28 protein-coding genes and 1 tRNA gene are annotated in these 25,446 nt (G+C 45.3%); 10 read left to right on the top strand and 19 right to left on the bottom strand.

Features of this window, described 5'->3' with window-relative positions:
• Window positions 1-6 precede the first annotated feature (6 nt).
• Window positions 7-1,131 carry a SpoIID/LytB domain-containing protein gene (locus LFX25_RS11890; RefSeq protein ID WP_238730432.1) on the bottom strand — a complete coding sequence of 375 codons (1,125 nt, stop codon included), beginning with the start codon at window positions 1,129-1,131 and terminating at the stop codon, window positions 7-9.
• Between the two features lie 78 nt (window positions 1,132-1,209).
• Window positions 1,210-2,580, bottom strand: a complete 1,371-nt coding sequence (gene rlmD / locus LFX25_RS11885) for a 23S rRNA (uracil(1939)-C(5))-methyltransferase RlmD (protein ID WP_238730431.1) — start codon at window positions 2,578-2,580, stop codon at window positions 1,210-1,212.
• 260 nt (window positions 2,581-2,840) lie between these two features.
• On the opposite strand from rlmD, the gene LFX25_RS11880 reads away from it, so the two are divergent.
• Genes LFX25_RS11880 through LFX25_RS11870 form a run of 3 tightly spaced genes read left to right on the top strand, consistent with a single transcriptional unit; the run spans window position 2,841 to window position 5,410 of the window.
• A complete protein-coding gene (locus tag LFX25_RS11880; protein ID WP_238730430.1) occupies window positions 2,841-3,821 on the top strand; it encodes an ABC transporter ATP-binding protein in 981 nt (326 codons plus the stop codon).
• Entirely contained in the window at window positions 3,821-4,603 is a 783-nt protein-coding gene (locus tag LFX25_RS11875; protein ID WP_238730429.1) for an ABC transporter permease, read from the top strand. Before LFX25_RS11880 ends, LFX25_RS11875 begins: the two co-directional genes overlap by 1 nt.
• Entirely contained in the window at window positions 4,604-5,410 is an 807-nt protein-coding gene (locus tag LFX25_RS11870; RefSeq protein ID WP_238730428.1) for an ABC transporter permease, read from the top strand. It begins immediately after the preceding gene.
• On the opposite strand, the gene LFX25_RS11865 is transcribed toward LFX25_RS11870, so the two are convergent.
• A complete protein-coding gene (locus LFX25_RS11865; protein ID WP_118957817.1) occupies window positions 5,411-5,872 on the bottom strand; it encodes a hypothetical protein in 462 nt (153 codons plus the stop codon).
• A gap of 121 nt (window positions 5,873-5,993) precedes the next feature.
• On the opposite strand from LFX25_RS11865, the gene LFX25_RS11860 reads away from it, so the two are divergent.
• Window positions 5,994-6,467: a hypothetical protein gene (locus LFX25_RS11860; RefSeq protein ID WP_238730427.1), complete on the top strand. Its 474-nt coding sequence runs from the start codon at window positions 5,994-5,996 to the stop codon at window positions 6,465-6,467.
• On the opposite strand, the gene LFX25_RS11855 is transcribed toward LFX25_RS11860, so the two are convergent.
• From LFX25_RS11855 to LFX25_RS11800, 12 genes are all read right to left on the bottom strand, one after another.
• Window positions 6,457-7,326 carry an alpha/beta hydrolase gene (locus LFX25_RS11855; RefSeq protein ID WP_238730426.1) on the bottom strand — a complete coding sequence of 290 codons (870 nt, stop codon included), beginning with the start codon at window positions 7,324-7,326 and terminating at the stop codon, window positions 6,457-6,459. The genes LFX25_RS11860 and LFX25_RS11855 overlap by 11 nt on opposite strands.
• Window positions 7,289-9,271, bottom strand: a complete 1,983-nt coding sequence (locus LFX25_RS11850) for an Lnb N-terminal periplasmic domain-containing protein (protein ID WP_238730425.1) — start codon at window positions 9,269-9,271, stop codon at window positions 7,289-7,291. Before LFX25_RS11850 ends, LFX25_RS11855 begins: the two co-directional genes overlap by 38 nt.
• Before the next feature lie 182 nt (window positions 9,272-9,453).
• A complete protein-coding gene (locus LFX25_RS11845) occupies window positions 9,454-9,939 on the bottom strand; it encodes a DUF3015 family protein (protein WP_238730424.1) in 486 nt (161 codons plus the stop codon).
• Between the two features lie 14 nt (window positions 9,940-9,953).
• The gene (locus LFX25_RS11840; protein ID WP_319937215.1) at window positions 9,954-10,442 is read right to left on the bottom strand and encodes a DUF3015 family protein; all 489 of its coding nucleotides are present in this window, start codon (window positions 10,440-10,442) and stop codon (window positions 9,954-9,956) included.
• Between the two features lie 219 nt (window positions 10,443-10,661).
• A complete protein-coding gene (locus LFX25_RS11835) occupies window positions 10,662-11,540 on the bottom strand; it encodes a hypothetical protein (RefSeq protein WP_238730422.1) in 879 nt (292 codons plus the stop codon).
• A complete protein-coding gene (locus tag LFX25_RS11830) occupies window positions 11,537-12,241 on the bottom strand; it encodes a hypothetical protein (RefSeq protein WP_238730421.1) in 705 nt (234 codons plus the stop codon). Before LFX25_RS11830 ends, LFX25_RS11835 begins: the two co-directional genes overlap by 4 nt.
• A complete protein-coding gene (locus LFX25_RS11825; RefSeq protein WP_238730420.1) occupies window positions 12,228-12,542 on the bottom strand; it encodes a hypothetical protein in 315 nt (104 codons plus the stop codon). Before LFX25_RS11825 ends, LFX25_RS11830 begins: the two co-directional genes overlap by 14 nt.
• Window positions 12,543-12,586: 44 nt before the next feature.
• Window positions 12,587-12,925 (bottom strand): hypothetical protein, encoded by a 339-nt coding sequence (locus tag LFX25_RS11820; RefSeq protein WP_238730419.1) that lies wholly within the window; start codon window positions 12,923-12,925, stop codon window positions 12,587-12,589.
• Window positions 12,926-12,985: 60 nt separating this feature from the next.
• Entirely contained in the window at window positions 12,986-13,348 is a 363-nt protein-coding gene (locus tag LFX25_RS11815; protein ID WP_238730418.1) for a TRL-like family protein, read from the bottom strand.
• Window positions 13,345-13,671 carry a TRL-like family protein gene (locus tag LFX25_RS11810; RefSeq protein ID WP_238730417.1) on the bottom strand — a complete coding sequence of 109 codons (327 nt, stop codon included), beginning with the start codon at window positions 13,669-13,671 and terminating at the stop codon, window positions 13,345-13,347. The genes LFX25_RS11815 and LFX25_RS11810 overlap by 4 nt, the downstream gene beginning before the upstream one ends.
• Entirely contained in the window at window positions 13,668-14,213 is a 546-nt protein-coding gene (gene lsa14, locus LFX25_RS11805) for an adhesin Lsa14 (protein WP_238730416.1), read from the bottom strand. Before lsa14 ends, LFX25_RS11810 begins: the two co-directional genes overlap by 4 nt.
• A 138-nt stretch (window positions 14,214-14,351) precedes the next feature.
• A complete protein-coding gene (locus LFX25_RS11800) occupies window positions 14,352-15,569 on the bottom strand; it encodes a tetratricopeptide repeat protein (protein WP_238730415.1) in 1,218 nt (405 codons plus the stop codon).
• 13 nt (window positions 15,570-15,582) lie between these two features.
• Here LFX25_RS11800 and LFX25_RS11795 point away from each other — a divergent pair, with 13 nt between their 5' ends.
• Together LFX25_RS11795 and LFX25_RS11790 are read left to right on the top strand one after the other, a co-directional pair.
• Window positions 15,583-17,700 (top strand): sodium-translocating pyrophosphatase, encoded by a 2,118-nt coding sequence (locus tag LFX25_RS11795; protein ID WP_238730414.1) that lies wholly within the window; start codon window positions 15,583-15,585, stop codon window positions 17,698-17,700.
• Between the two features lie 193 nt (window positions 17,701-17,893).
• Window positions 17,894-18,868: an SRPBCC family protein gene (locus LFX25_RS11790; RefSeq protein WP_238730413.1), complete on the top strand. Its 975-nt coding sequence runs from the start codon at window positions 17,894-17,896 to the stop codon at window positions 18,866-18,868.
• Between the two features lie 144 nt (window positions 18,869-19,012).
• Here the strand turns inward: LFX25_RS11790 and LFX25_RS11785 are convergent, their stop codons facing one another.
• Window positions 19,013-19,657, bottom strand: coding sequence for a hypothetical protein (locus tag LFX25_RS11785; RefSeq protein WP_238730412.1), 645 nt, complete (start codon window positions 19,655-19,657; stop codon window positions 19,013-19,015).
• A gap of 490 nt (window positions 19,658-20,147) precedes the next feature.
• On the bottom strand, window positions 20,148-21,407 hold the full coding sequence (locus LFX25_RS11780; RefSeq protein WP_238730411.1) for a 3-deoxy-D-manno-octulosonic acid transferase: 1,260 nt from the start codon (window positions 21,405-21,407) through the stop codon (window positions 20,148-20,150).
• A gap of 6 nt (window positions 21,408-21,413) precedes the next feature.
• On the opposite strand from LFX25_RS11780, the gene LFX25_RS11775 reads away from it, so the two are divergent.
• Window positions 21,414-22,031, top strand: coding sequence for an HAD-IA family hydrolase (locus LFX25_RS11775; protein WP_238730410.1), 618 nt, complete (start codon window positions 21,414-21,416; stop codon window positions 22,029-22,031).
• Here LFX25_RS11775 and LFX25_RS11770 read toward each other — a convergent pair.
• On the bottom strand, window positions 22,003-22,725 hold the full coding sequence (locus tag LFX25_RS11770; protein ID WP_238731585.1) for a flagellar filament outer layer protein FlaA: 723 nt from the start codon (window positions 22,723-22,725) through the stop codon (window positions 22,003-22,005). The genes LFX25_RS11775 and LFX25_RS11770 overlap by 29 nt on opposite strands.
• 114 nt (window positions 22,726-22,839) lie before the next feature.
• On the opposite strand from LFX25_RS11770, the gene LFX25_RS11765 reads away from it, so the two are divergent.
• The 3 genes from LFX25_RS11765 to proC are packed head-to-tail and all read left to right on the top strand — an operon-like array spanning window position 22,840 to window position 25,022.
• Window positions 22,840-23,577: a hypothetical protein gene (locus tag LFX25_RS11765; RefSeq protein ID WP_238730409.1), complete on the top strand. Its 738-nt coding sequence runs from the start codon at window positions 22,840-22,842 to the stop codon at window positions 23,575-23,577.
• 1 nt (window position 23,578) lies between these two features.
• On the top strand, window positions 23,579-24,247 hold the full coding sequence (locus tag LFX25_RS11760) for a YggS family pyridoxal phosphate-dependent enzyme (RefSeq protein WP_238730408.1): 669 nt from the start codon (window positions 23,579-23,581) through the stop codon (window positions 24,245-24,247).
• A gap of 1 nt (window position 24,248) precedes the next feature.
• Window positions 24,249-25,022 carry a pyrroline-5-carboxylate reductase gene (gene proC / locus LFX25_RS11755; RefSeq protein ID WP_238730407.1) on the top strand — a complete coding sequence of 258 codons (774 nt, stop codon included), beginning with the start codon at window positions 24,249-24,251 and terminating at the stop codon, window positions 25,020-25,022.
• A gap of 311 nt (window positions 25,023-25,333) precedes the next feature.
• Here the strand turns inward: proC and LFX25_RS11750 are convergent.
• Window positions 25,334-25,406, bottom strand: a tRNA-Met gene (locus tag LFX25_RS11750).
• Window positions 25,407-25,446 lie beyond the last annotated feature (40 nt).

The following is a 25,446-nucleotide window of genomic DNA, read 5'->3' as shown; positions in this document are numbered from 1 at the left end:
CACGGTTTAACGGGTGATCCTTGCGAGATCGGTTCCTGGATAATAGTGTCTGAGAATTTCAACGTAGTTGTAATTCTCTTTCGCCATTCCGAAACTTCCCCATTGACTTAAGCCGACTCCGTGACCGGAACCCATTCCTTTTAAGAGATAACCGTTTCCTTCTTTCTGAATTCCGAAACGAAGGGAGCGGACCGGAGCGCCGAGGGCTTGTCTGAATTCTTTTCCTCGGATTCTGGAACTTCCTTCCGTTCCGGAAAGTTCCATGAGGTCGACTCTTCCCGATCCGGTTCTGGAAAGAACTTGAATCGATTGAATTTCTCCTAGTTTTAAGTTCGAGAATTTGGAATTGACGAGATCCCCGGAGATCGTTTCTTTCCAATAGAAGTTATCACCCGCGCGGTCGAACTCCGAAGCGACCGTGGAAAGATACGGAATTCTTTTGCCGCCCCATACGTTCTCAGGCGTTTCGGTTTTACCGCCGCTGTTGGAATGAAAGAATGCTTGGATCGGAGTTTCGTCGTAGACCGCCATTACCCCGGTCGTGTCCTGCACGGCTTTTGTAGTGGATGGATGTTCCTTTTCGTAACCGCCGTACACTTGGGAATTGGTAGTCGCTTCCACATCGTAGAGTGCATTCTTTTTATTTAATATTTCACGAACCGCATACGTTCTCGCGCAGATCGCCTGCGCCTTTAACGCTTCCATCGGCCAGCTATACGGAACTTCCGAAGGGACGACCGCGTACAAATATTCCTCTAAAGGAAGAACGTTCACCACGAGAGCCGGACCTTGGCCCTGAGGAATCAGATGAATCGAACCTCTTACTTTTAAGGATTTGAATTCCAAGCCCGGGTTTTCTCCCGTAAAACGGATCGGAGCTTTCAAACGGGACGCGTCGAGAGATATGATATCGATCCCTTTTTTAATGAGAAGATCATTCGCGTCGTAGACGGAGATGATTCCTTCTCCGCGGATTTGAAGATCGCCTTCCGCCTTGCCGAGGAGAACCCGCACCTCGTGAACCGAACGGCTTTTGTAGGGAGGGGTCCAAGGACGAATGATGACGGTATTACAACCGACTTCCAAAAGAATGATGGAAAGAATCAAAAGTAAAACTAGTTTTCTGGTCATAAGAATTCCCGGAGATACGTCTATCTCTCTTCTTGAATATCGAAGCGATTCGAAAATCCCTACAGAGATTTTTGGGTTTTATGCCGTTTTGGAAGTAAGAAGCGCGGCGGATTCCAGATGCGGAGTTTGCGGATACGGGTCCGTGATGAGAATTTTTCGAATCTGAAACGTTTCTTTTAATTTCCAAAGGTCCTCTTTTTGAGAGCTGGGATTGCAGGAAACATACAGAAACGAATCAATCTTAGAATTTCGTAAAGCCTCGATTACGAATTCGCCCAAACCGGCCCGCGGCGGATCGGCGATCAGAAAATTCTTTTCTTGCGTTTGGAAGAGAGCGTCCAAACTCGCAGAAGCTTTTTTCGCGAACAAGTCTTCTCGGAGATAGGAAAACCCTACGTTCGGGAAATCGGAGGACATCTGTTTGCGTGCAATTTCCAAAGAACTTTCGATCGAATCGATTCCGGTGATCTTTTTGAATCGATCCGCAAAGATCCTGCTGAAAAAACCGGAGCCGCAAAACAGATCGATGAGATGTTCGGACGAGTGTGGAATTTCTTCCCGGATAAAATCCAAAATCGGTTGGAAACCGTTCGGATTCGGTTGAAAGAAGGAATCGAACGGAACCCTGAATTCTTTTTCGCAAACGAGCTCCAGATAGGATTCCTTACCGCGAAGAACCTTTACTTCTCCGATCGCCGAAACTTCTCCCTTTCTGCGGTTGTAGCAAAAGAGAAGATGATCCGCGCGTAACGTTTCGATACAAGCTTCGGAGAATTCTTGTTCCTCTTGCGTATTTTGAAATTCTTCCACGAACGTAAGAATCGTCATCAGCTCGGAAGTGTTTTTCGCTTTTCGAAGAGTAACGTACTTTAGAAATCCTGCATCTGATTTTCTATCGTACGGCAGTTGAGGAAATCGGGAAATCAGATCGCGAAATCTTCGGAGTTCCGCGTTGGATTCGTGACTTTGTATAAAACAGAAATCGATGTCCACGATATGACGAAAAGAGCCCGATTCTCTCTGGCCTACGATCGGACCCGGAAACACCGCAAAGTCCATTCGATTTCTGTAATGATAGTTTTCTTTTGCGGGAAGAAGAATCGGTTCGATTCCGAAATCGCGACGATAACTATCCGCTAAGCTCGTCGTTTTGAGAATGAATTGTTCTTCGTAAGGAATATGTTGGGCGGAACAACCTCCGCAACGACTGAAAACAGGACAACGCGGTTCTACGGCTCTCGGAACCCGGGAGATCAGTTCGAGTTTGGCGGACGGTTTGCGCCGTTTCTTTTTAAAAAGCGTTACGTTGTATGCGTCGCCGGGAAGAGAATAGGGAACTTCGATTTTGTTTTTTTCTACGATAAGAATTCCGCGAAGATTGGAAGCGATTCTTTCAACGGAAGCGGTGTGAGTCGGCGGTTGCGGCCGCGGCTTTGAATCGTTTTCCATGAATGCCACAATAGAATCGCGAGGGCCTCTGTAAATCGCTTGTTTTGAGCGGGAGTTCGGAATTTTTTCGATCCGGTTTCAATCGATCAAAGGATTGAGTCGAAACTCGATTAAAGTCGAATTTTCATTTTTATTTTCAGAGTCGTATTTTTTATTCTATTTCGGAAAGAATCCAGTCAGATATATGCAATAGCGGTTTTAGATTTCCTTCCAAACCGACGTTTAATTTCTTAGATCTGTAATGCGGAGCTTTTTTATCATTGATCACCGTTAAAAACCTCAAAAAGAATTTTATCATATCGAAACGAAAGCCGGGATTTCTTGGAGCTCTCGGATCGTTGTTTTATTCCAATCCGGAAACCATTCGTGCCGTGGATGATATCTCTTTTTCGATTCAACCGGGAGAATTTATCGGTTATATCGGCCCGAACGGAGCGGGGAAGTCGACTACCATTAAATTATTGACCGGTGTGTTGACTCCGGATTCCGGATCGATCTCGATTTTCGGATTGGATCCTTCCAAAGATCGAAGAGAAAATTCCAAACAGATCGGAGTTGTTTTCGGACAAAAGACCCAGCTTTGGTGGGATCTTCCCGTGGGAGAGTCCTTTGATCTTTTGCGGTCCATCTACAAAATCGACGCCAAAGATTATAAAAAACGAATGGAGATGTTTCGAGATCTTTTAGGATTGGACGAATTCTTTCATCAACAGGTCCGTAAATTGAGCTTGGGACAAAGAATGAAGGCGGAGATCGGCGCGAGTCTCTTGCATTTTCCGAAAGTGTTATTTTTGGACGAACCCACGATTGGTCTGGACGTTCTTGTAAAGGAACGCGTAAGGGATTTTATCCGGACGATCAATCGAGAGGAAAAGGTTACGATTCTCTTGACTACCCACGACGTTCAAGATATCGAAACGCTCGCAAAACGAATCGTATTGATCGATCACGGAAAAATTCATTTTGACGGGGATTTGGATTCGTTTCGAAATTTGGGAGGAACGGACAACGTAGTTGAGATCGGATACAAGGGAGAAGAGAGATTAAAACTTCCTTCCGAATTTCACGTTATCCAAAACGGGAACCCGAATTCGATTCAAGTCACCGTAAAAGAAGGAGAATCGTTAAACCGACTTCTATCGTTTTTGGGCGAATCCGGTTTCGAAATTCTGGAAGTAAAACATAAGAAACCGGATCTCGCCGCGGTCATCAAACAGATGTACGGTGAAAGGAAAGTCTGATGTTGTATTTAAAGGTCGTCTCCAAGGCGTTCCAAAGATCGGCCACGTATCGACTCGAATACTTTACCGGAATTTTGAACGCGGTACTGTATCTTGCGATTCTCACTTCCGTATGGAAATCGGTTGCGTTGAATGAATTCGGAGGAGGAAGGGATCGGAATTCTCTCGTGCTGTATGCGGTTCTTTCCACACTGATCAAGGTTTCGTTCGGAAGGCAGGACGGACTTGTATCTTCTAAGATCAAGAACGGAACGATTCTTTTCGATCTCTTAAAACCTATCCGATTTCCGTTGATCGTTTTTGCGGATACGATCGGAGTCAGTTTGTATCATCTTTTTTCCAGAGCGCTTCCTTTGTTGCTGCTCGCCTATTTCGTTTTGGATCTCAGCTTTGTTCCCGATCCGAACGCGTTCATATTGTTTGTCGTCGTTTATATCCTTGCGTTTTTGATTTTCTTTTTGATCGGATTTATGATCTCATCGCTTTCGTTTTATTTCACGGAGATATTCTCATTTTTCCTTTTGTATTTTGCTTTGATTACGTTGTTTTCGGGAGCGGTGATTCCTTTGGATCTGTTTCCGGAGTTTTTGCGGAACATATCTTCTTGGCTACCGTTTCCATATATGTATTATTACCCGACTCAGATTTTGACTTCGGGAGAATATGGAATGTCTTTCGTGGAACTGATGATTCGTTATTGCCTGATGATCGGGACGTTAACCGCTCTTTCATCTGCGGTTTATCTTTCCGGTTTAAAGCGTCTGGAGCTAGCGGGAGGTTAGATGTCTATCTCGTCGATCAAAACGTATTTCAAACTCGCGCTTTCCTCCATTCAATCCCACATGGAATATAAGGCGAGTTTTTGGATTTATCTCGTAACATTACTCGTATATTATTCCGCGCAGGCGGGAACGATTTTCATACTTCTTTCCCGATTTTCCTCGATCGGCGGATGGAGTCGGGGTGAAATCGCGTTTTTATACAGTTTACTCATCTTCGCGCAGGGAATCGTAGCCTCGGTTTTTTCAGGAATGGTGGAGTTCGGTTCTTTGGTTCGGGACGGGAGTTACGATCGTTATCTGCTTCGTCCCTTGTCTCCGATCGGTCAGGTGCTGATGAATCACTTCGATATCACCGGGCTTTTACACCTCGTTTTGGGAATTCTAACGTTTCTCGTCGCGAATCAGTTTACGAATATTGAATGGACTTTTTGGAAAGTTTGTATGTTGTTTCTTTCGGTCTTCGGAAGCGCGATGATTTTGGCGGGCATTCGGATCGCGATCGCTTCGATCGCGTTTTATGCGGTCCAGAACTATTCTCTGGTGCATCTATTCATCTTTTCGAGCAGAGAGTTCATGATGTATCCGATGAACATCTACAACGTTTCGATTCGGATTCTTCTTACTTTTTTGTTGCCTCTCGGTTTCGTGAACTTTTATCCGGCTCACTATTTTTTAGCGAAAAATTCCGAATCTCTATTTCATCCTTTGTTTATATACTTGAATTTTCCCGTGGGCTTCCTTTTATTCTTCGGATCCTTGTTTATCTGGAAGAAGGGACAGCGCCGTTACGAATCCACCGGAACCTGATCACTTTAGTTCGAGAGTTTCGATTCCCGATTCGGTGAAGATCTCCTCGTATTTGGAAATGAAGGGGGCTTCTTTTTCGATTCTTTCTTCGATCGCCATTCCCTTGATTTCGGATTCGCTGTAGGTTCTCATAAAATCTCTTGCCGCGAGTCTCTGAACCAATTCATCCCAGAAGATGCTGTCCTGATATTCGGTGATCAGATCGGAGATATCCGTCTTTTCTTCGAACTCTCTTGTGAGATAATGAAGTTCTTCTTCGCTGTCATATGCGACCAGGTGGGAAACTTCCAGCGCCTTCGCATACGAGAGAATCTGCTGTTCCATATCTTCGTAAGCGTCATACGAATCCAATCTATCGGGAGCGGGCTCTTCTTCCTCTAAGATGGAATGATAGAGAAAACGGGTGATCGCCAAGGACTTCAAAAGAGCTTCGTATTGTTCGCGCGTAAGTTCGATATTCATTGCAATTCCCATTTCAGAAGAGATGCCCGGATTGCCAAATCTATTTCTCCGAATTTATCGGATTGTCCCCGATCGAAATAGTCCTTGATCCGTTCTCTCGAAAGAATTCTCTGGATGCGTGATGAAAAGAGCGCTTCCGCTTTTTGCTGTGATTTTGTTGATGTTCGTGAGCGGTTGCGGATTACAGAAATCCAAATTCATTCGATTGAAAAAAGAAGCTCCGGCGGCAGCGGTTCTGTATTTGCTCAGACCTTCCAGAGTTCCTTTGGCTTTTTGGAAACAGAAAATACTTATTTCCAAATACGAAGGTTCGTTTCAGAATTCCGTTCCGAGTCCGTATCGTGAATTTACGTTAGACGAAGGCGAATATATCCGTTTGGATATGGAGGAAGGGTATTACCGTTTGGAATCCAGAGGAGAAGGGAAGATTCTTTTTTTGGAAAAGAACAAAATCCGTTTTGTGGACTATTATCTTTTCAACGAATCCTTTTTTTCCTTCACCGAACTTTATTTTAAGGAATTGAGCGCGAAACAAGCCCTCGAATTTTTAATCGAGGCGGATCATATGGATCGTCATCCTGATTCTACGGATTGAAATTCCGAACGAGAGAATCCAAGAATATTAGAAAATTCTTAGATTCTTTCGAGTTCCCCAATGCCATCCAATCCACGTGGCCGCCGCCCCGAACTTCCCAAAACCATTTCGGATCTTTTGCGAGTCGAAACAATTCCAAACCGTTTTCGTATGGAACGATCGGGTCTGCCGTTCCGTGAACGATCAAAATGGGAACGGGTGAAATTTTATGCAACGTTTCCCCCGGACTTAAGTCGTCGTCCATAAAGATTGCGAAGATCAGATCGATCGGAGCGAAGAATACGTTTTTTAGAACTCCTCGAAACACCTGACGGTAACTTGCAAAACTTCCGTCCAAAACCAAAAGAAGAATTCCGGATTTGTTTTCGATTTCGGATACCGCCCGAGCCGCGATCGCGCCTCCCAAACTTTGTCCGTAAACGATGAGGGGAAGATTTCGTAATTTAGAAAATTCTAATTCTTTACGAATGAGAGCGATCGAATCCTCGTGGATTTTTTCGCGTTCCGCCGCACCGGTCGAATCCAAATATCCCCTGTAATCGAAGGCGACGAGCTCGTATCCTTGGTTTACGAGCCAAACGAGACTGATAAAGTGACTCGTTCGATTCTCTCCGTTTCCGTGAAATTGTAGAACGACACCTTTCGGTTTGTCGTATTTCGGGCCGATTCTCCAGAGCTTGAGCGTTTCACCGTCGATCGTATGAAAGTCCTCTTCTTTATAAGAAAAACCGAATGCGTCCGGATTCCAATATCGTTCCTGCGTGGGTTGATAAAACAAGGAAGAACAGGATAGGAAAAGAAGTGCGTAAAACGGAATCGTTTTAAAAAAAGAACGCGGCGGAAACCTGAAATTCTTCATAATATCTTTGTAATTTTCCTTCCATTCGAATTTCCCAGTTTTGGGAGAGCGCATAAGCGAACATCGGTGCGACTTTGAAGTCGTCCAAGTAACCGTAGATCGAGAACGCGAAATACTGAGCCGTTAAACCGAACTTCCATTTTTGATAAGCGACCGCTCCGAAAAACGCGATCTGAGGAGCGACCAAAAGTCCTTCGCGGTAATAGCCGTTTCCTCTCGCCTTTCCTCCCGCCTGAAACGAGACAACCCAAGAGAACGAATTTTCCCGATCACCGTTCGAAAAAGAATAACCTAGGGTCGCGTCCGTGTTGAAGTTTGCAACTCGGGTAGCGGTTTCCCGTTTTTCTTTTTTGTCTTCGTATACGGAATGGAGAACGCTCAAAGAAGTCGGGTCCGATAAAAAAGGGAGAAATACGATCTGATTTCTCGGTGAATATGCGGACCGGATCATGGAAGAATCGCTTCCCACGTCGATCAAAAAAGAAAACGGCGTTTGAATGGGAGTTACCGGAACCAAGGAAAGAACTTTGATTAGGCTTGATTCTTCTAAGTGCGGATTTTTTTGTAGGTCGTATTGTCGCAGATTCATCGAAAAATATTCGATCGTGGAAAAAGGAACGAATCCCTTATCGTAGTTCATGAAATCGTGATATGCCGCACGGATCGAAAGATCCGTAAAGCCGCCTAACGCGGATGCTCCGCGGCTGAGTTTGATTCTTCCACTTCCATGTCCTTCTTCGGGGGGAGCGAATACGGGCGGTTGATTCGGGAGCGGAGGGAACGGCAGGCGGCTCCGTTCCATTAGGAGATTCTTATATTCCTGTTCTTGATCGAGGCTCTGTTTTTCCAGCGTCTTTTGGAATCGTTTTGCGTCCAAAGCCGCGTCGAAGATCCGCGACAGTCTTTCACTTTCGAATTCGTTTAACAAATCTTTAAGGGAGATTTTGGAAGAGATATAATCGTAAAATCGCGTCCTTTCCTTGGGGGATAGTTCCCGGATTTTCTGTTCCATCCTGGATGAAAGAGAAGGTCTGTGACTTTTCTTCCGAATAAAACCTTCCTTTTTGAGAATCAACTTCACCGTATCGGTGGGGATCGTATAGAGATTGAATTCTTCTCGTAGGAACAGATCGCTTCTTGCGATTTCCAACAAGGAAAGAAGGTGATACGAACAATTCTCATCCAGGAAGTAATAATCGAAGTGGGTCGCGCCTAACTCCCACACATGAGACACGACTCTTCTCGCGTCCGATTCCTCGATTTCAAGTTCATATTCCCAAAGATCCCTGCTTTCCATATCATTATATTCATTTATTTTAAAGTAATAGGGAAAGAGGCTGAATGCGCCGGGATAACCGCCGAAGAGTCCTCGTGCGGCATACGTTAGACTTCCGTCCTCCGGCGAATGATTCGCGGCAAAATTGACCGCGTAATCCAAGATCTCCGATCGATTGGGATTCTTGCTTCCGATTTTTAGGAGATTGTGTCCGAATAAGGACGCGGGATTGTTTAAGTAAAAGGAAGCGAAGATTACTTGAATCGACGTCGGATTCAACGCTGCAATCCAGTTGTTGAATCGAGTGCACGGAAGAGGGGGGAGTATGTTTTTGTCGAAATGCAAATGAGAATCCAACCATCGAAACCGTTCCGGATATTTGCACATCGGATGTAATACTTTTTCCTCGATTTCCTCCGGCGTAGGCGTTCTAAAAAATTCCCGAATGGTTTCCGCGAGTTCGTCTTTGGCGTTCCATTTGCCGTTGGTCGAAAGAAAAAAATCTTGTCCGTCGACTTCGCTTTTTTCGTTTCCGAAGATCGATTTGCGGTAATGCAGCAGAAGGAGCCAATAGCGTTCGGAATGTAGTTTTTTTGTTTCCGCGTTCTGAACGTAGGAATCGATCGTTTCTTGTCGAGGATGTGTTGCGGTTGTCGACTCTTGCGCCAAAAGAAGCGGAGAAATTGCGAAGAATGAAAAAAGAAAGGAAAGAGGAAAAAATACGGATCTGTTTCGGCTTTTAAGAATTGCGACCTCGTCTGATAGCGGAATAAAATGGAAAGATTTTAGAATATTCAAGAATTAAAATTTATTGTACAGGCTTCCGTTTGTTTCCGGAAGCCTGATGTCGATTAGATTTTGCAGCTTTTGGATAAGATCGTATCCTTGCTCATTTCTAATTTGATTTTAACAAGAAAATCGGAAGGGTCCGCGTTCGCAAACAGGGAAGAATGGTTCTTTCTTGTAAGATCGGCGAGCGCCTTCGTATCCTTGCATTCCATTAGAGAGGCGAATGCTTCCAGTTTTTCCCCTTTACCCTGAGCCGATTCTAACATTAAAGAATCGTAATTCAGATGAACGAAGATTTCCTGTTCTTTTTCCTTTTGGGTTACGCCGTCGGTTTTGCAGTTCAAAGTTCCGGTGGTGATTCCGAAAAGCTGATTTCCGGAGAATAACCCGTTTACCGTCGCTGCGATCACCTGGTGAACCACCTTATTTTCGGTGATAACGACCGATCCTAACCCGCATCCGGCGGCGCCGTACGCATCCGCTTTTTTTGCGTAGGAGAGGGAAAGGATGGCAAGAAGAATTAATATGATTTTCCGATTCGGTTTCATTCTTGTTTCTCCCTTTAGATCTTGCAAGCCGAAGCTAACACTTCGTCCTGTCGAATTTCGTTTTTGACTCCGTCAAGAAGAGTTGCCGGAGTTCCGTTCGGCACGAATAACTTCGAATATCGATTCTGCGTCAGCGTTGAAAATCTTTCGTTCATCTCGGACGGGCAACCGAGGAGCGATGAAAGAGCGTCTAACTTCTCCCCTTTCCCGCTTACCATTTCTTGTTCCAAGGAAGAATAATTAACCGCTACGAATACTTCTTGAACTTTTTCCGTTTTCACAAGTCCGTCCGTTTTACAATTGGAAGTTCCGATCGTAATACCGATCGTTTGAAATCCGGTTACATTCGTAGTCAACGCGAGAATCTGATGTAACATTTTATTCTCTTTAAAAATTAAGGAACCTAATCCGCAACCTGCGACGTGATAATCTTTGGCCGAGAGAGGACTCAGCAAAGCAGCGCAAGATAGTGTCAGAAGGATCCAGGAGATTCTTTTTTTCACGATTTTACTCCTTTATGCGAAAAAGGATCATCCCTCTTTTTTGCGAGGCTGTCAATTTGTTTTCGAAAAGCTTTTCGACTACGGATTTATAGAATGAAATACTTCTGAAAATCCGAAACGAAATCGAAATAATCGATGATTTAAAACGGATTCCGATTTTGTTTCGGGAAAATTCTTTTTTGATCGACGTCCGGATTTTTCCTTTCGAGGTCCGAAAAATCAACGCATCTCTTCCAAAACCTTACACTCCGGAATTTCTTCCTTCTCCACTTTCTTTTGTTTTCGATATCCTACGATATGTCCGGGAATCGAAGCCGCCAACCCTACAAGCTCGCCGACCGAATCGAGAATCGGTCCTGCCGCATACGTCGCATACGCAGGATATAATGTCCGATAGGCGATGAGTTCGTTTTTCAGATCGCATCTGTGTCTCAGATAGCGAAGAGCATCATCCGAAGCACGGGCCTCCGCATACAACGGACCTAAAAACGGAATCGAATAGCCGATGCTGTATAAGGACTTATATTTACGAAGCGCAAAATCCTTCGAATGTCCCCCCTCGTGTAGAACGACGGAAGGAAGATCGCTGTAAAGATTGATCGTGTTCGAATACGGATTGTAATGATCTCCGTTGAACAATCCCGCAAAAAGTCTTCCGGGAAGAATCGCGCCGATGGCCCAGTTAAAAATTCCCACAGTATATTTCAAAATCGGATGAACGGTATCCGACTTCCAAAGTTGAACCAAATCGTCGATCGGAGCGTATTGATTAAAACGAACCTTGACGTCCTTCAGGTTGTTTTCCCGAATATAATCTTTCAGATAATTTTTGGTCTCTTCGGAAAAACGATGATTGCTCATCTTGCGGTTCCAAAGAATGAGTTTGGAAAGAACCCCGAAAACGTTTCCTAAAAAGTCCAAAAGCCAGTAAGGCTCGCCCTCTTCGAACTGAGGATTGTTTTCATCGAAGTAATTCTGATTCGGATAATACGGTTTCGCGTAGACGTATTTTTTTTCGATCGAATAGGTGCAGCCGATCGAAGCGATCAAAGCGGTTAAAAGAACGAATGCGCTCAAAAATTTTAAGATCGGATTCATCGTGTCGGAATCTCTTTTTTAGTTTCGGAAGTCGCGGGTTCCGTTTTTTTTCGCAGGGAGAATTTTAGTTTTTCAGAAAATTCTAATAAAGCGGTTCTTCCGAGTTGGTTGAGTTGATCTTCTCTGTTTCCTCGAAATCCCAAATAAGGCATGTAGATCAGCCAGCCGACGATGGTGGCCGTCGCCAAAGTAAAATGACAATCGGTCACGTTCGATTCTATGGAATCGGCATATTGAAAATCCAAGACGCTCGTATTTTTGGAAAGATCGGTCACCTCGATGGCAAGTTTAACCCCGGTCACGCTTCCCGAAAAACAATGATCGTCGGTTTTAAGTTCGAAGTCTTTGACGAAGATTCTGTATTTGCCGTTCGTTTTGTAATCGTTGCGGTTTCGATCCAGTTCGCGGCGGAGAAGCACTCCGATGGAACCGTATTCGTTTTCCAACTTATCGGGAGCTAAAAAGAAAAGGGAAGATACGCGACGTGCAAAGGTTGCATTGCCGAGATGCGGTGCTTCGCCGATTTCAAACTGGGGATTGGGATGCGGAATCGCCAAGTGAGGAATTGTATCCAAATTTCCTATGTCGAACGCATCCGTCCCTTGTTTCGGAATATAAACTCGGATCGCGATGCAACCGGAAAGTAAAAGCAATAACGCGAAAGCGAGAATCCGCAAAACGAAAGAATTATTGTTTTTCATCGGCGACCTCTTTCGTGACCATGCCCGTCATCGTCGTACAATATCCAGTTCCGAGCAGTCCGTAAAACCAGGATTCCTGCAAAGTGATCTCGGAAAGAAAACCGTCCTTTGCTTGTGCGGAGAGTTTTGCGTAGGCTCGTACAAAACGATCGTTGATCCCGATGGGAATGACCAACAAGAGAACGAATCCGCATTCTTTCGCATATACGGGATAGGTGACGCTTTTTTCCGATGTCGGTTTAACGATTTTATTTTCCGGAATCAGAAGCGGCTGCGCAAAACAAGAAACAAAAAGGAACAAGCAGAGGAAAGCCGATGTGAAACACAGGAAGACGGGGCGCAGCTTCATCGGACCGCCTCTCCCGAAATCGTCATACACTGGACCATTCCCGCCACCGCCCAAAACCAGTATTCTTCGATTTGGATGTTCTTCAGACCTTTGGCGCCCGGAGATTGTTTGACCGCTTCGAAATAAGCTCGATTGAGTTTCGAGTTTTGGGTCATCGGAAAGAACGTGTACCAGGGAACGATAAACCCCAAAAAACCGCAGGCGGTTCCCTGCACCCTCCCGATGGATTTTTCCTCTCCGTTCAAAGAGGGTTGTATCACCACATATTCGGAAGAGCAGCCTAACGCAGCGTATAACAACCCGATCGAGAGGAAGACCACAAGGACGCGTTTCATAAAAGAATCCGCGTCGATGTTATCCGCGGTCGACTTGCGGCGTAAAGTGTTTTTTAAAGTTCATTCACCCCAGACTACGACGCAGTTTTTGTAAAAGATCGGGCCCAAAAAACTGAAGGAAGAATAGTCGACGACTGCGATTTTCTCGATGTTGAATTCCTTCGCTATGTCGGCGACGCTGTTTTTCGGTCCCCGATACGATGTGCTGTAATAAAAAAGGGAAATCGCATAGGCGCAACTTTCTCCCTTTTTCAAAATTCTGGCGGAGGAAATCATGTTTCCGTTCGTTTTGGAAAGAAGGTGCTGCGTATTATAGGAAAAAACGGCGGCCGGTTCCGAAGTGGAAATACATCCCGCGAAAGAGAAGGCGAAAGCGAGACAGAAAAGAATCGCTATTTTTTGAATATTCAAAATCCGTTTCATTCTTTTTCTCCCGTTACGATCACGCAGTGGTTTCTATAAACGAACGCGAGAATGTGAAGAACGCTGTAATCGACGATCGCGATTCTCCGTATTCCGTTCTTTTTGGCGACGGAGCCCGCACCGGCGTCCCCGAAGCTGAGCACGCCGAGAATGTTATGAATGCATCCTTCCGCGGTAGCGTCTTGTCGCACTTCGTTCGTCGGATTGATTTCTCCCGGATATAAGTTGTGCGTGAATAACAACCCGCCCACGGGTCCGGAAGCGCATTGAACGAAAACGGTGGAAAGGAAAAGACAAAAAAGGATTCTTACGATCGTTGTCATTTGTCTTCCTCCTCGTCCGATTTGTCTCCTTCGGGTTTGATTTCGGTGACGGTCGGAGTTTTTTGTTTGATTCGTTTTTCTTTCGCTTCTTCCTTAACCTTCAGCGCCGGAACCGCCGCGGATTCGCCCGTTACGATCGTGCAAAAGCTATGATAGACGATTCCTAAAATTGCCGTGTGTTCGTATTCGATATGTGCAATTTTTTGAATATTCGCTTTGCGGGATGCGTTTCGAATGGAGGAATCGCCCCAGGCGAAAAGAGCGAGCGCCGATCTAGAACAGGATTCTCCGCGTTCCAGGTTTCGAACGTTTCCGTTGATCGTGTGAGGAATGGATTCGTTGTGAAAGATCAATCCTCCCTTGTACCAAAGTTCGAGGGAAGGTCTTCCGTACGCCGGGGTGGGATTGGTGTTCATCTCTTCCGATCCCACCGGGGAATTGAGTATGTTGACTCCGGTGCATTGGAAAACGAACAATAGAAGAAAAAGGATCGGGACTCGAATCGGAATCCTCGGACCTGAAAATAGTTGGAATCGAGCCATCTTGAATCCTCCGCGAAATTATATCCCGAAAGACCTTGATTCTATGACAGTAAATTCCCTTTTTTGGGAAAAAATATCCATTCGAATCTTTGTGAAGGATGGAACGCTGACAATAGTCTGACAATCGAGATTTCGAATTTAACGTTCGGATAAAAAATCGGATTCTTCCGTATCGTATGTGAACGGCGATATGATATTGGATAAGTCTTCTTCCTCTTGTTGCTTTCGGAGTTTTGCGAAGAAGGATTTCCATTCGTTCGATCTTTGTTCGGAAGTTTCGCTCGGATTTTTCCGCAGTTGAAAAAGAGCGTATAACAGGAGTTCGCGGTTGAATCCGGTTTGTTTGAGTTTGGCGTCGAGGAACGTTTCGTTTCCTTCTTTTCCGTTTTCCACGATTTCTTGAAGAATTTCGATCGCCTGTACGTCTATGACCGATCCCTGTTGTCTGTAAATTCTATGAAGTGGATACAGAATCTCTTTGGAAGGTTGTCCGTTCTTTTTCAAAGTTAGATAGTAGGCTCGTCTGGACATCGAAAGCGATTCCACGAATCTTCGGTTCTGCAAAAATTCAAGCGCGGATTCGTATGCGAAGATCGGTTCGTTTCGAAAGATCGCCGCACGATCCAAGAGCGCTTGTTCGAGCCCGGCCGATTTTTTTTTCTTCAAGCATAAAAGAAGAATTCTGTGCAAGAATCGATTTTCGGGAAAGTAGAGGAGGAATTTTTTGCATTTTACGATGCTTTCGTCGATTTTTCCGGTTTCGTACGAAACGGTCACTTCGGCTTCGATCGCGGACAAATCGTTCTGATACGGATTGTTTGCCTCGATCCAACGCAACGTTTCTTTGTAATATTCTAAATTTCCCAATCTCGAGCTCAACACGAGAATCTTAAATCGAAGAATCGGATTTTCCTGATTTTGAGAAAGACTGAGTCTTGCGAAATGATAGGCTTTTGCGGGCTTTTTTAATTCTTCATAACCGCTTACGATTTTGGTCCAAAGGACCGAATTGTCCGGTTCGATGGCGAGGCTCTTTTCAAAACTCTCCATCGCCGTTGTGAGATCTCCTTTTCCGATCCAGGCTCTTCCTTCGATCTCGTAATAGGCGGCCGTTTTTTTGTTTCCAAGAGAATTCGCGATTTCGAGTTTCTGCAGGGCTTCATCGTAGCGGAGGCGGCCCAATTCTTCCCTGGCCTGGCGGAGCAACTCCCCGTAAGAAAAGGTTGAATTCCCATAGAGCGTTGAATAACCTGTGCAAAGTAAAAAAAAGAAACAAGTGGATAGTAGTTTCCCAGGCAGTCTGTCGGGTAGAATTCTTCCCATCTTTTTAAACATCGGAACATTGAAAAAAAACAAGAGGTTTCACTGAATGAATTCAGTTACGATTATTATCGCCATGTCTATTTTGGCGATCGTTACTGCGGTTGTGTATACCCTGAAGGTCGTCCGTATCCAAGTCGGCGCCGCAGGCGGTAACGAAAAAGAAACGAAAAAACTTTTAGAAATTTCCTCCGCCATCTCCGAAGGCGCAATGGCCTTCCTCGTTCGGGAATACAAAGTCATTTCCCTATTCATCGCTTTTATGGCGGTTTTGATCGTCCTTCTTTTGGACAATCCGATCACAGAAGGCTTTAACGACGGAGTTCATACCGCAATCGCGTTTGTTTCCGGGGCTTTGATCTCCTGTCTTTCCGGTTTTATCGGGATGAAAATCGCCACCGCAGGAAACGTTAGAACTGCGGAAGCGGCTAAAACTTCTATGGCGAAAGCCTTCCGAGTTGCGTTCGACTCCGGTGCGGTGATGGGATTCGGTCTGGTGGGTCTTGCGATCCTCGGGATGATCGTTCTTTTCCTCGTTTTTACGGGATTACATCCAACCGTTGAAAAACATTTTCTTATGGAATCCTTAGCCGGTTTCGGTTTAGGCGGTTCCGCTGTGGCTCTTTTCGGTCGAGTAGGCGGCGGGATTTACACAAAGGCCGCGGACGTCGGAGCGGACTTAGTAGGAAAGGTGGAGAAGGGAATTCCGGAAGACGATCCGAGAAACCCGGCAACGATTGCGGATAACGTGGGAGACAACGTGGGAGACGTTGCCGGAATGGGAGCCGACTTATTCGGTTCTTGTGCGGAAGCGACTTGTGCGGCTCTTGTGATCGGTGCGACGGCTTCGGCTCTTTCCGGTTCCGTGGACGCGCTTTTGTATCCTCTTTTAATCTCCGCATTCGGAATTCCCGCTTCTCTTTTGACGAGTTTTCTCGCAAGAGTGAAGGAAGGCGGAAACGTAGAATCGGCTCTGAAAGTTCAGCTCTGGGTTTCCACGCTTCTCGTTGCGGGAATCATGTATTTCGTAACGAACACGTTCATGGTGGATTCTTTTGAAATCGCAGGAAAGACGATCACGAAATGGGACGTTTATATCTCCATGATCGTGGGACTTTTTTCCGGAATGTTCATCGGAATCGTAACCGAGTATTATACTTCTCATTCTTACAAACCCGTAAGAGAAGTTGCGGAAGCATCGAACACCGGTGCGGCGACCAACATCATCTACGGACTTTCTCTCGGATATCATTCTTCCGTGATTCCCGTGATCCTGCTCGTGATCACCATCGTTACCGCGAACCTTCTTGCGGGAATGTATGGAATCGCGATCGCGGCTCTGGGAATGATTTCCACGATCGCTGTCGGATTGACCATCGACGCATACGGTCCTGTTGCCGATAACGCGGGCGGGATCGCTGAGATGGCGGAACTCGGAAAAGAAGTTCGCGACAGAACCGATACGCTGGATGCGGCGGGAAATACGACTGCGGCGATCGGAAAAGGATTCGCGATCGGTTCCGCAGCGCTGACTTCTCTTGCGCTCTTTGCTGCGTTTATCACGAGAACTCATACCACAAGTCTCGAAGTTCTGAACGCGGAAGTGTTCGGAGGATTGATGTTCGGAGCGATGTTGCCGTTCCTCTTTACCGCGATGACGATGAAGTCCGTAGGTAAGGCTGCAGTCGACATGGTGGAAGAAGTTCGTAAACAGTTCCGCGAAATACCGGGCATTATGGAAGGAAAGAACAAGCCGGATTACAAACGTTGTGTCGATATTTCCACGACCGCGGCTCTGCGCGAAATGATTCTTCCGGGACTACTCGTTCTTTTGACTCCGATTCTTGTTGGATATCTTTTCGGAGTAAAAACTCTTGCGGGTGTTCTTGCGGGTGCGCTCGTTGCGGGAGTTGTTCTCGCGATCTCCGCGGCGAACTCTGGCGGGGGATGGGACAACGCGAAGAAATACATCGAGAAAAAAGCCGGTGGAAAAGGTTCCGATCAACACAAGGCCGCCGTGGTAGGCGATACCGTTGGGGATCCGTTCAAGGATACTTCCGGGCCTTCGATCAACATCCTCATCAAATTGATGGCGATCACAAGCCTCGTGTTTGCGGAATTTTTCGTTCAACAAGGCGGACTTTTGATGAGATTGTTTCACCATTAAGAATTTCTAAATTAGGATTTCTTGAAATAGAAAACAAGGAGGTTCTTTTCGCTCGCGCGAGAAGAACCTTTTTTATTTTCGGGCGCCTCTACGGAAATTTTTTGGATTTAAAAGCGCAAAGCCGCTTTTTTTGACCGAATTCTCTTCGCTTTTTTCTTGCCAGTTCTACGAAAGAACGATCTCCTTCAACGTTATGAATCTACGTTCTTTTTTGATTCCTGTTGTGATTTCCGTTTTGTATGCGATCGCGGTGCAGTATTGTTTTCGAATCGAATCCCTAAAGGACCTCGGGCTCGGAATGACTTACGGAGGAATTTTTATTCTTCCCTTTTTGATCGGATTGATTTCGTGCTACAGCGCCGAAAAATCGAAGTCCCGAACCGTGCTTTTTCATATATTCTTTCCTTGGTTGCCGACGATCGTTTCCATGCTTTTCGCGCTTTTGGTGAATATCGAAGGAATGATTTGTCTCACCATGGGTCTTCCGATTTATCTCGTCTTATCGAGTTTAGGCGGAATAGCGGTCGCGATTTGGTTTTATATTTTTCCCGAGAATCGAACGAATCTACTAGCCGTGTTCTCACTTCTTTCGCTTCCGCTTGTTACCGGATATTTCGAAACCTTTTGGGATTTGCCGAATGAAATTCGTATTGTGGAAACGAAGATTACGATCGAATCGACACCGGAAAAAATTTGGAAGAACATCGTTCGCATTCCGGAACTGGAAAAAACCGAGGAAGGATTTTTTTATTCAATGGGATTTCCAAGACCGGTGGAAGCTACTCTTTCTCACGAAGGAATCGGAGGAATTCGAGAGGCGAGGTTTGAGAAGGGATTGGTCTTTTACGAAACGATCACCGAATGGAAACCGGAGCGTAGGTTGAAGTTCGAAATCCAAGCGGATCCGAATCTGACTCCTCTGACAACCTTGGATCCTCACGTCGTTCCCGGCGGAATTTATTTCGACGCGTTGCAAGGGGAATACGAATTGGAATATAATGAAAACTTGAAGTATCCTGGAAAGAAAAACGTCGTTCTTCATTTGAGAAGCAAATACCGTCTATCGACTCACTTTAATTTTTATGCTTCTCTCTGGGGCGATTTTTTGATGAGGGACATTCAGAATTCTATATTAAGAATTTTGAAACGGAGAATGGAAGGGAAATGAATTGAATTGTGATGTTTTCAACGATCGTAGATTTTGTCTTTGTATCCTTTCTGATACGATTGTGGAAGAATCCTAAAAAAGGAATCCGTCCTGAAATGATTCATTTGAGATGAAGCCGAAGAAAATCATTATAGAAACCGGACGTTATCGAAAATCGTAGACAATCTTCACGTTGAGACTTTTTCCTTGTTCGTTGTTTATGTTCGAGGTTCCTCTGTATTCCATAATCCTTTTCGAATTCGTATCGTAGACCATGTCGATCGGTTTCACGAAAACGGAAAAGAGCGCGTTGTCGATTTTCATCCTCAAAAAAAGGGCGGGTTTGCCTTTGTAATCTCCGATTTTGGTCTTGGAAACGGAAAACGCAAAAGAGTCCTTCTCGACGGGGACTAAAAAGCGAAAACGAATCGTTTTACCTTCTAAAAGCGAATCCCAATTGGCTTTAATAAAATAATCGAAACCTCCGTCCATCGATGCCGGCTCCGAAAACGATACTAACTTTTCTTCCAAAGGTTTTTCGAAGGCCCTTCGAGCAAATAATCGTACGGTTCCCGTTTTTAAAAAAGAACCTCCCTCCAGATAACCGTCACGCAGATCGTCCAATTGAAAATCCGGAATCATATTATTTTTGGAAAATTCGATTTTCTTTTTTGCAAAGACTTTCCCATTCGTGTCCTTATATCGGATTATCGAATAGGAATGGTCTCCATTCTCCCAAACTTCTTCGTGATGATCGTAATAGAGAATTTTTCCCGAATTTAGATCCGTTGCCGTTCCGAAAAACCGCAACTTTTTAGTTTCCCCGTATATTGAAAATGATTGGATTAAAATTAAGAATGGGATTAGTTTCCTCATTTTTTGTTTTCCCGAATTTCTTTTCTTAGACTGTAAAACTGAATTTAGGAAATAAATTTTAGATTTCCGAATCGATCCGACATCTTAGAAAAAATTCGAATTTTAATTTCTGGGATGAACGGGAGTTCGTCAGTAGAACGGATATTTTTCTCGATATAAAGTGAGTTTCGTAGAAGCCTAGAAGCCGCTTCGAATTCGGTAACGCAGTTGTTTTGTGTAGAACGCTGGAGTTCCTACATTTTCGGGAAGGGATTTATACTTGTAGAACGTAGGATTTTCTGATAGGGAGAAAATTCGGAAATCTTCCCGCCTCCGTACAAGCTTAATGGAAAGCTTTCTTAAGGGCGCGCCATAGCTCGAGCTCGCCCGATTTACAAAGGATCGTCGGAACTTCGACAAATCTCCCCAACGTTGTCAAAATCTACTACAACAATCCCTGGATTTCCTCATACAACCTCTTTGCCGCACCGCGTCCGCCCTGAACGAATTCTCGGTTTTGTTTTCGAATCGTTTCTAAATCCGATTCCGCAAGATTCAAAACTTGGAATACGTCTTCCGGACTCGATACGATAAACAAGCCTCCTGTTTTTTGCAAAATCATCGCCTCGGGAGAATTGGAGATTTTCGGACCGGTCATCAAGGGTAAACCGAACGTGGCCGGTTCCAAAACGTTATGCACACGATTGTGAAGCGCGCCCCCGACATACGCGAAGTCCGCCGCTTGATACGCGAAAGCAAGAACGCCTAACACGTCGAATACGATCGTCTGCGCGGTCATCGTCTCATACGGAGTGGAAGTCCAGGTTTGATATTCCATCTTTGCGTCCTGCAGACGATGTTCGATCGAAACGATCCGATCGGGAGACGTTTTGTGGGGAAAAATCCAAAATGCGAATTCGTTTAACAATCCGGGATTTTTTTCCCGCAGAAGTCCGTATAAAGAGGCGATCAATTCTTCGCAGGGCTCGTAGGTGGATGCGAATAGTATGATTTTCGAATACGGATAATTCTTCGGTCTTTTGAATTCCTTTTTATTGTCCTCGATCTTTTTCAATACCGTGTCGAATCTTGTGTCGCCCAAAACCTTGACCGGAACGTATTCCGGAACCAGCGCGCGAAACGCTTCGTAAAACGATTCGTGCGAAGGATAGATTCCGTCGAGATGACGAAAGACCGCCTTGGTCAATCTTCCCATCAAAGCTTGTTTGCGCGCGCCGATCACCGCGGAACCTAACACGACTTTGGCGCCGAAACGTTTTGCGGACAAGATCAGATTCGGCCAAGTGTCCCAGGCCATCAGCACGAGAACCTTCGGTTGAAATCGGGAAAAAATCCAATCGTATCCGAACGGAGTGTCGATCGGAAGACGGAAGGTTTCGTCTGCGGGAAACGCTTCCAATTGAGAATCGCGCACGCTTTCCGAAAAAACGGATTGGATCAAAAACGAAGAAGGATCTTTCTTTCGAAATTCCAAAGCAAGAGCGCGGCACTGATCCAATTCTCCCACCGAAGCGGCGTGCAGCCAGATCGTATGTTTTCCCGAAAGATCCAAATTTTTGGAAAGAATTCGTTTCTTATCCGCCGAACGTTTGCCCAAAAAAAGCCTGGCCGACGGAAATAAGAGAAGGAACGGAACGAGAAAGACGAGAAGAAAGATCGTCAGGATTTGATAAAGAAAAATCATAGGTTTATGAGCGGAGTTTTATTTGCTTTTGATCTGATGGACACCCTAATCAAGGATCCCTTTCATTCTGCACTTTATAAAATACTTCCTAGCGAATCGAGAGAAAAATTCATCCAGGGAAGGGAAAGAGAAGCTTTCGTGGAATTCGAAAAGGGACGGATCGAAGAGGAAGAATTTTTCGAACGATTCTATCTGCCCGAATATAGAAACGGGGATTTGCCTGATCCGAAAGAAATCAAGGCGCTTATGTTCAACAAGGTCCGTTTGATCGGAGAAACCGTTAAGATCGTCAAACTTCTCAAGGCGAACGGAAACAAACTCGTACTCGCGAGCAATTACTCGGTATGGTATAAGGAATTTCATAAGTTCCCCGAAATGCAGGAACTCTTTTCCCACTTCGATCAGCTCTACTTTTCCTGCGAACTCGGAACCCGCAAACCTGCAGAAGAATACTTTCAGTGGATTCAAACGGATTTTTCGGATATGCGCTACGTGTTGATCGACGACAATGCGACTAACGTGGAAGCGGCCGGATATATGGGATGGGATACGTTTCAGTTTAATCCGAAGACGCCGACCGAACTCACGGAATTCTTCAGAAACCAGTACCCCAATTATCTTTGATTTCCGCGCCGGGATAGGCCTCGTCTCTCGTATCCACGAGGATTCCCATACGATCCAGATAAAAAACGAATTCTCCCTTTTGCTGAAACGGCCCGGGGATCAGACGAAGCTCCGCGATCTCGAACGGATAACGGAGACTTCGGTTTAACCAAATGTTTCTTCCGGGAATTTCCAATTTTTTTTCGATTCGTTTCCAACCGTCAAAGGCCAAATCACCCAGATCGATTACGATTTCCTTAGACTTGTGCTGATGCAGAACGAGTTCCAGTCTCGCGTTTTGGGAAGAAGCATACATCCAAAAGAAGATTCTCGTGGGCCTTCCGATCGGAAGACGGATCTTTTCTTTCGGACGGATTTCGAGATGGGCGTGTTTCGGGTTTTCGAAAAAGGTCTGCACCATCATCGAACGATAATCGTTCGCGGGAGAAAGAGAAGGGTAGGATTCTCTTTCTTTGAGAAACGCTTGGTTGGACGGAATCTGAGAATTAAAACGGATCTCGTTTAAAAACGAAACCCCTCTGTAAATTTCCCAAGGCCTCGCGCCGTCGAAAGCATCCACGAGAAAAAGATTGTATTGTTTCCAATCCGCGAGTATCTTTTCTAAAATCAAAACCCGGCTGATTTCGTCTTCGTCGCGTTTGACCGGCGCGGAGGAAAGCGGCGCCGCGAACTCGATCGCCAGACAAACCCCCAAAAGGCAGAAAAAGAATCGGAAACGCGCGGAAAAGAAGACTCTCACAGGATTCTATTCGGAGAAAATGAGACTAAAAACAGAGAGAAAAAACCGATATTTGAATCAGGTACAATCATGAGACGAGACCAGTTGAAAATCATACTTTCCGGAATCTTAGTATTGCTGTTGGGATCTTTGATCGTTTACAGCTATCTCTTTCGGGAAGATATTTCCCGTTTTCTCAAAAAGAAGGAAAGCGAGGAAGTCTCGAACAACTCCAAAACCGATCGGGTAATCTTAAGCCCCGAGATGAATTCGGAACCTCCGATTTCTCCCAACGACCTAAATACTCTCCCGACCGAAGAAAAAAAAGCTCCTACAAGCGGGGAATTCTCCGGGGAACGGGAATCGGCTCAGCGTGAAACGGCGCCTTCCCCAGAAAAGAAAAACAATTCTCTCAAGGAAGAATGGCCGGAAGAAAAAAAATCCGGTTCCTCCGAAAAAGCCGAGCGTGAAAAATTTCCCGAAGACAAATGGACCCCTCCGAAAGACGAAACATCCCGAACCTACAAGGACGAAGAATCCAAAAAGGAAAAAGTCCGTGAGTCCCGCGATCGCGACGATTGGGAAACAAAAGCCGATCGCTATTCTAAAAAGCGTTCTTCCAAGAAATCGAAACTCAAAAAACATTCCGTTTCGAAAACCGGAAAACGGATTCGTTCGCTGGAAACGAGAGTGGATCGACTCGAGAAAAAACTCGGTATCTCGCCTTCCAAAAAGAAACACAAAACCGGGAAGTCCGGTAAACGAAGCCTGGAAAAACGGGTTCGCAAGTTGGAACGGGAAATGGAAAAATTAAAAACCAAAGAATGACATGGGGATCGCAGAACGTTATCAGGAAATCAACGAAGAGATACGAAATCTGAGACCGGAAAATCCTCCCGTCCTCATCGCGGTTTCCAAATTCCAACCGCTTTCCAAAGTGAAAGAAGCGGTCGCGGGCGGTGTTCTTCATTTCGGAGAAAACCGAATCCAGGAAGGACTCGAAAAATTTTCAGAATGGATCCAAGAAAAGAATTCCCCCTTGGTTCTGCATCATATCGGCCCCGTTCAGAGCGGCACCTTACGCAAGTTATTCGCCGGTTATTCGTACGCGCACGGAGTGGGGGCGATTTCGACGGTGCGGGAACTTCTCGCGCGCGCGGATAAGGAACAAAAACCGATCCGTTATTTTTTACAGGCGAACCTGACCCAGGAAGATACGAAACACGGTTTCGAAAAAAAAGAACTGATCGAAACGCTTATGAAAAAAGAAAATTTATCCAATGCGTTTTGTAAACTCGAAGGAATGATGGTGATGGGGCCCTCGGACGGAGATCCGATCCGTACAAGACAAGTCTTTCGCGAACTCGCAGAGATCAGAAAAGAGTATATGCCCGAAGGAAAACTTTCCATGGGTATGTCCGGCGATTATAAGATCGCGATCGAAGAAGGAAGCGACTTCGTCCGAATCGGAAGCGCTATTTTTGGAGAAAGGAACTGAAATGAAACATACGATCGGCATTGCAGGCTGCGGAAATATGGGAGGAGCGATTTATCTCTCCCTCAAAAAACGTTATCCGACACAGGTTTTGGGTTACGACCCCTACATGACCTCGAATCAAAAAATCGAACTCGTTTCTTCTTGGGAAGAATTCTCCGCAAAGTCCGACGTGATGATTGTCTGTGTAAAACCCGGCAAGGTCACGGAGTTACTCGGACAAATCAAATCGCCCAAAAAAATCATCTCCGTCGCCGCGGGAATCGGAACGGAAACGCTTCGAAAACATCTTCCGAACGGATCGCAAGTCGTACGCGTTATGCCGAATCTTCCTTTGCTCGTATCGGAAGGTGCGATCGGTTACTTTGGCGATAAGGATTTGTATGAAACCGTAACCGAAATCTTTCAATCCCTCGGTCATTCGGTGGAACTGGGTTCCGAATCTTTACTCGATGCGGTTACGGGATTATCCGGTTCGGGACCGGCGTTCGTTTTTAAATTCATTCAAGCGTTAGCCGAAGGCGGAGTTCTTTCCGGACTGGGTTATCAAGAGGCTTTGGATCTCAGCATTCAAACCGTGATCGGTTCTGCGGAACTTCTTCGCAAAGAAAGAAAAAAAGATCCTTCCGCTCATCCGGAAGTTTGGAAGAATAAGGTGACTTCTCCCGGAGGGACGACGATTGCCGGGCTTGCGGAGTTGGAAAAGAACGGATTTACGGATTCGATTCTGCAAGCAGTCAAAGCGGCCACCAAACGTTCTCAAGAGTTAGGCGGTTGAACGATTTTTTTCTCGTTCTATAGAAAGAGATTCCGAAATCAAGAATCGCTATTAAAATCGGCGACTTGATCCGGTTCGACTCGCGTTGTTATGCGAATCTTCTCGTGAAAACGAACTTCGCTTTGGAGAAATGCAGTAGTTCTTTTTGGTTAGTTCGTTTAACGCAAATAGCCTAACGGTTTCCTGTGAGTAAATATTCATGTTCTGATTGCAAAAAAGAGAGCAAACTTCTTATAATACGAAGTTATACAGGAAAACAATTCTTAGAGTTAAAATTTATCTTGAAAAGAAAGAGGGAAGGATTAAAACACTAGCGCGGACAGGATTCGAACCTATGACCTTTGGGTTATGAGCCCAACGAGCTACCAGCTGCTCCACCGCGCGGTGTCTATAGGTCAGTATTTGCTTGGAAGCTTCGAAAGCA

Source organism: Leptospira sanjuanensis (assembly GCF_022267325.1).
Lineage (GTDB): Bacteria > Spirochaetota > Leptospiria > Leptospirales > Leptospiraceae > Leptospira > Leptospira sanjuanensis.
The sequence above is the reverse complement of the archived record's forward strand: the minus strand, read 5'-3'. Positions and strand labels throughout refer to the sequence as shown.

Coding starts and splice junctions, on each gene's coding strand:
- rlmD (WP_238730431.1), bottom strand. CDS start 2,580: ATGGAAAACGATTCAAAGCCGCGGCCGCAACCGCCGACTCACACCGCT.
- LFX25_RS11875 (WP_238730429.1), top strand. CDS start 3,821: ATGTTGTATTTAAAGGTCGTCTCCAAGGCGTTCCAAAGATCGGCCACG.
- LFX25_RS11790 (WP_238730413.1), top strand. CDS start 17,894: ATGAATCTACGTTCTTTTTTGATTCCTGTTGTGATTTCCGTTTTGTAT.
- LFX25_RS11830 (WP_238730421.1), bottom strand. CDS start 12,241: ATGAAAAACAATAATTCTTTCGTTTTGCGGATTCTCGCTTTCGCGTTA.
- LFX25_RS11860 (WP_238730427.1), top strand. CDS start 5,994: ATGAAAAGAGCGCTTCCGCTTTTTGCTGTGATTTTGTTGATGTTCGTG.
- LFX25_RS11810 (WP_238730417.1), bottom strand. CDS start 13,671: ATGACAACGATCGTAAGAATCCTTTTTTGTCTTTTCCTTTCCACCGTT.
- LFX25_RS11780 (WP_238730411.1), bottom strand. CDS start 21,407: ATGATTTTTCTTTATCAAATCCTGACGATCTTTCTTCTCGTCTTTCTC.
- LFX25_RS11865 (WP_118957817.1), bottom strand. CDS start 5,872: ATGAATATCGAACTTACGCGCGAACAATACGAAGCTCTTTTGAAGTCC.
- LFX25_RS11890 (WP_238730432.1), bottom strand. CDS start 1,131: ATGACCAGAAAACTAGTTTTACTTTTGATTCTTTCCATCATTCTTTTG.
- LFX25_RS11835 (WP_238730422.1), bottom strand. CDS start 11,540: ATGAATCCGATCTTAAAATTTTTGAGCGCATTCGTTCTTTTAACCGCT.
- LFX25_RS11795 (WP_238730414.1), top strand. CDS start 15,583: ATGAATTCAGTTACGATTATTATCGCCATGTCTATTTTGGCGATCGTT.
- lsa14 (WP_238730416.1), bottom strand. CDS start 14,213: ATGGCTCGATTCCAACTATTTTCAGGTCCGAGGATTCCGATTCGAGTC.
- LFX25_RS11765 (WP_238730409.1), top strand. CDS start 22,840: ATGAGACGAGACCAGTTGAAAATCATACTTTCCGGAATCTTAGTATTG.
- LFX25_RS11760 (WP_238730408.1), top strand. CDS start 23,579: ATGGGGATCGCAGAACGTTATCAGGAAATCAACGAAGAGATACGAAAT.
- LFX25_RS11845 (WP_238730424.1), bottom strand. CDS start 9,939: ATGAAACCGAATCGGAAAATCATATTAATTCTTCTTGCCATCCTTTCC.
- proC (WP_238730407.1), top strand. CDS start 24,249: ATGAAACATACGATCGGCATTGCAGGCTGCGGAAATATGGGAGGAGCG.
- LFX25_RS11870 (WP_238730428.1), top strand. CDS start 4,604: ATGTCTATCTCGTCGATCAAAACGTATTTCAAACTCGCGCTTTCCTCC.
- LFX25_RS11855 (WP_238730426.1), bottom strand. CDS start 7,326: ATGAAGAATTTCAGGTTTCCGCCGCGTTCTTTTTTTAAAACGATTCCG.
- LFX25_RS11775 (WP_238730410.1), top strand. CDS start 21,414: ATGAGCGGAGTTTTATTTGCTTTTGATCTGATGGACACCCTAATCAAG.
- LFX25_RS11815 (WP_238730418.1), bottom strand. CDS start 13,348: ATGAAACGGATTTTGAATATTCAAAAAATAGCGATTCTTTTCTGTCTC.
- LFX25_RS11820 (WP_238730419.1), bottom strand. CDS start 12,925: ATGAAACGCGTCCTTGTGGTCTTCCTCTCGATCGGGTTGTTATACGCT.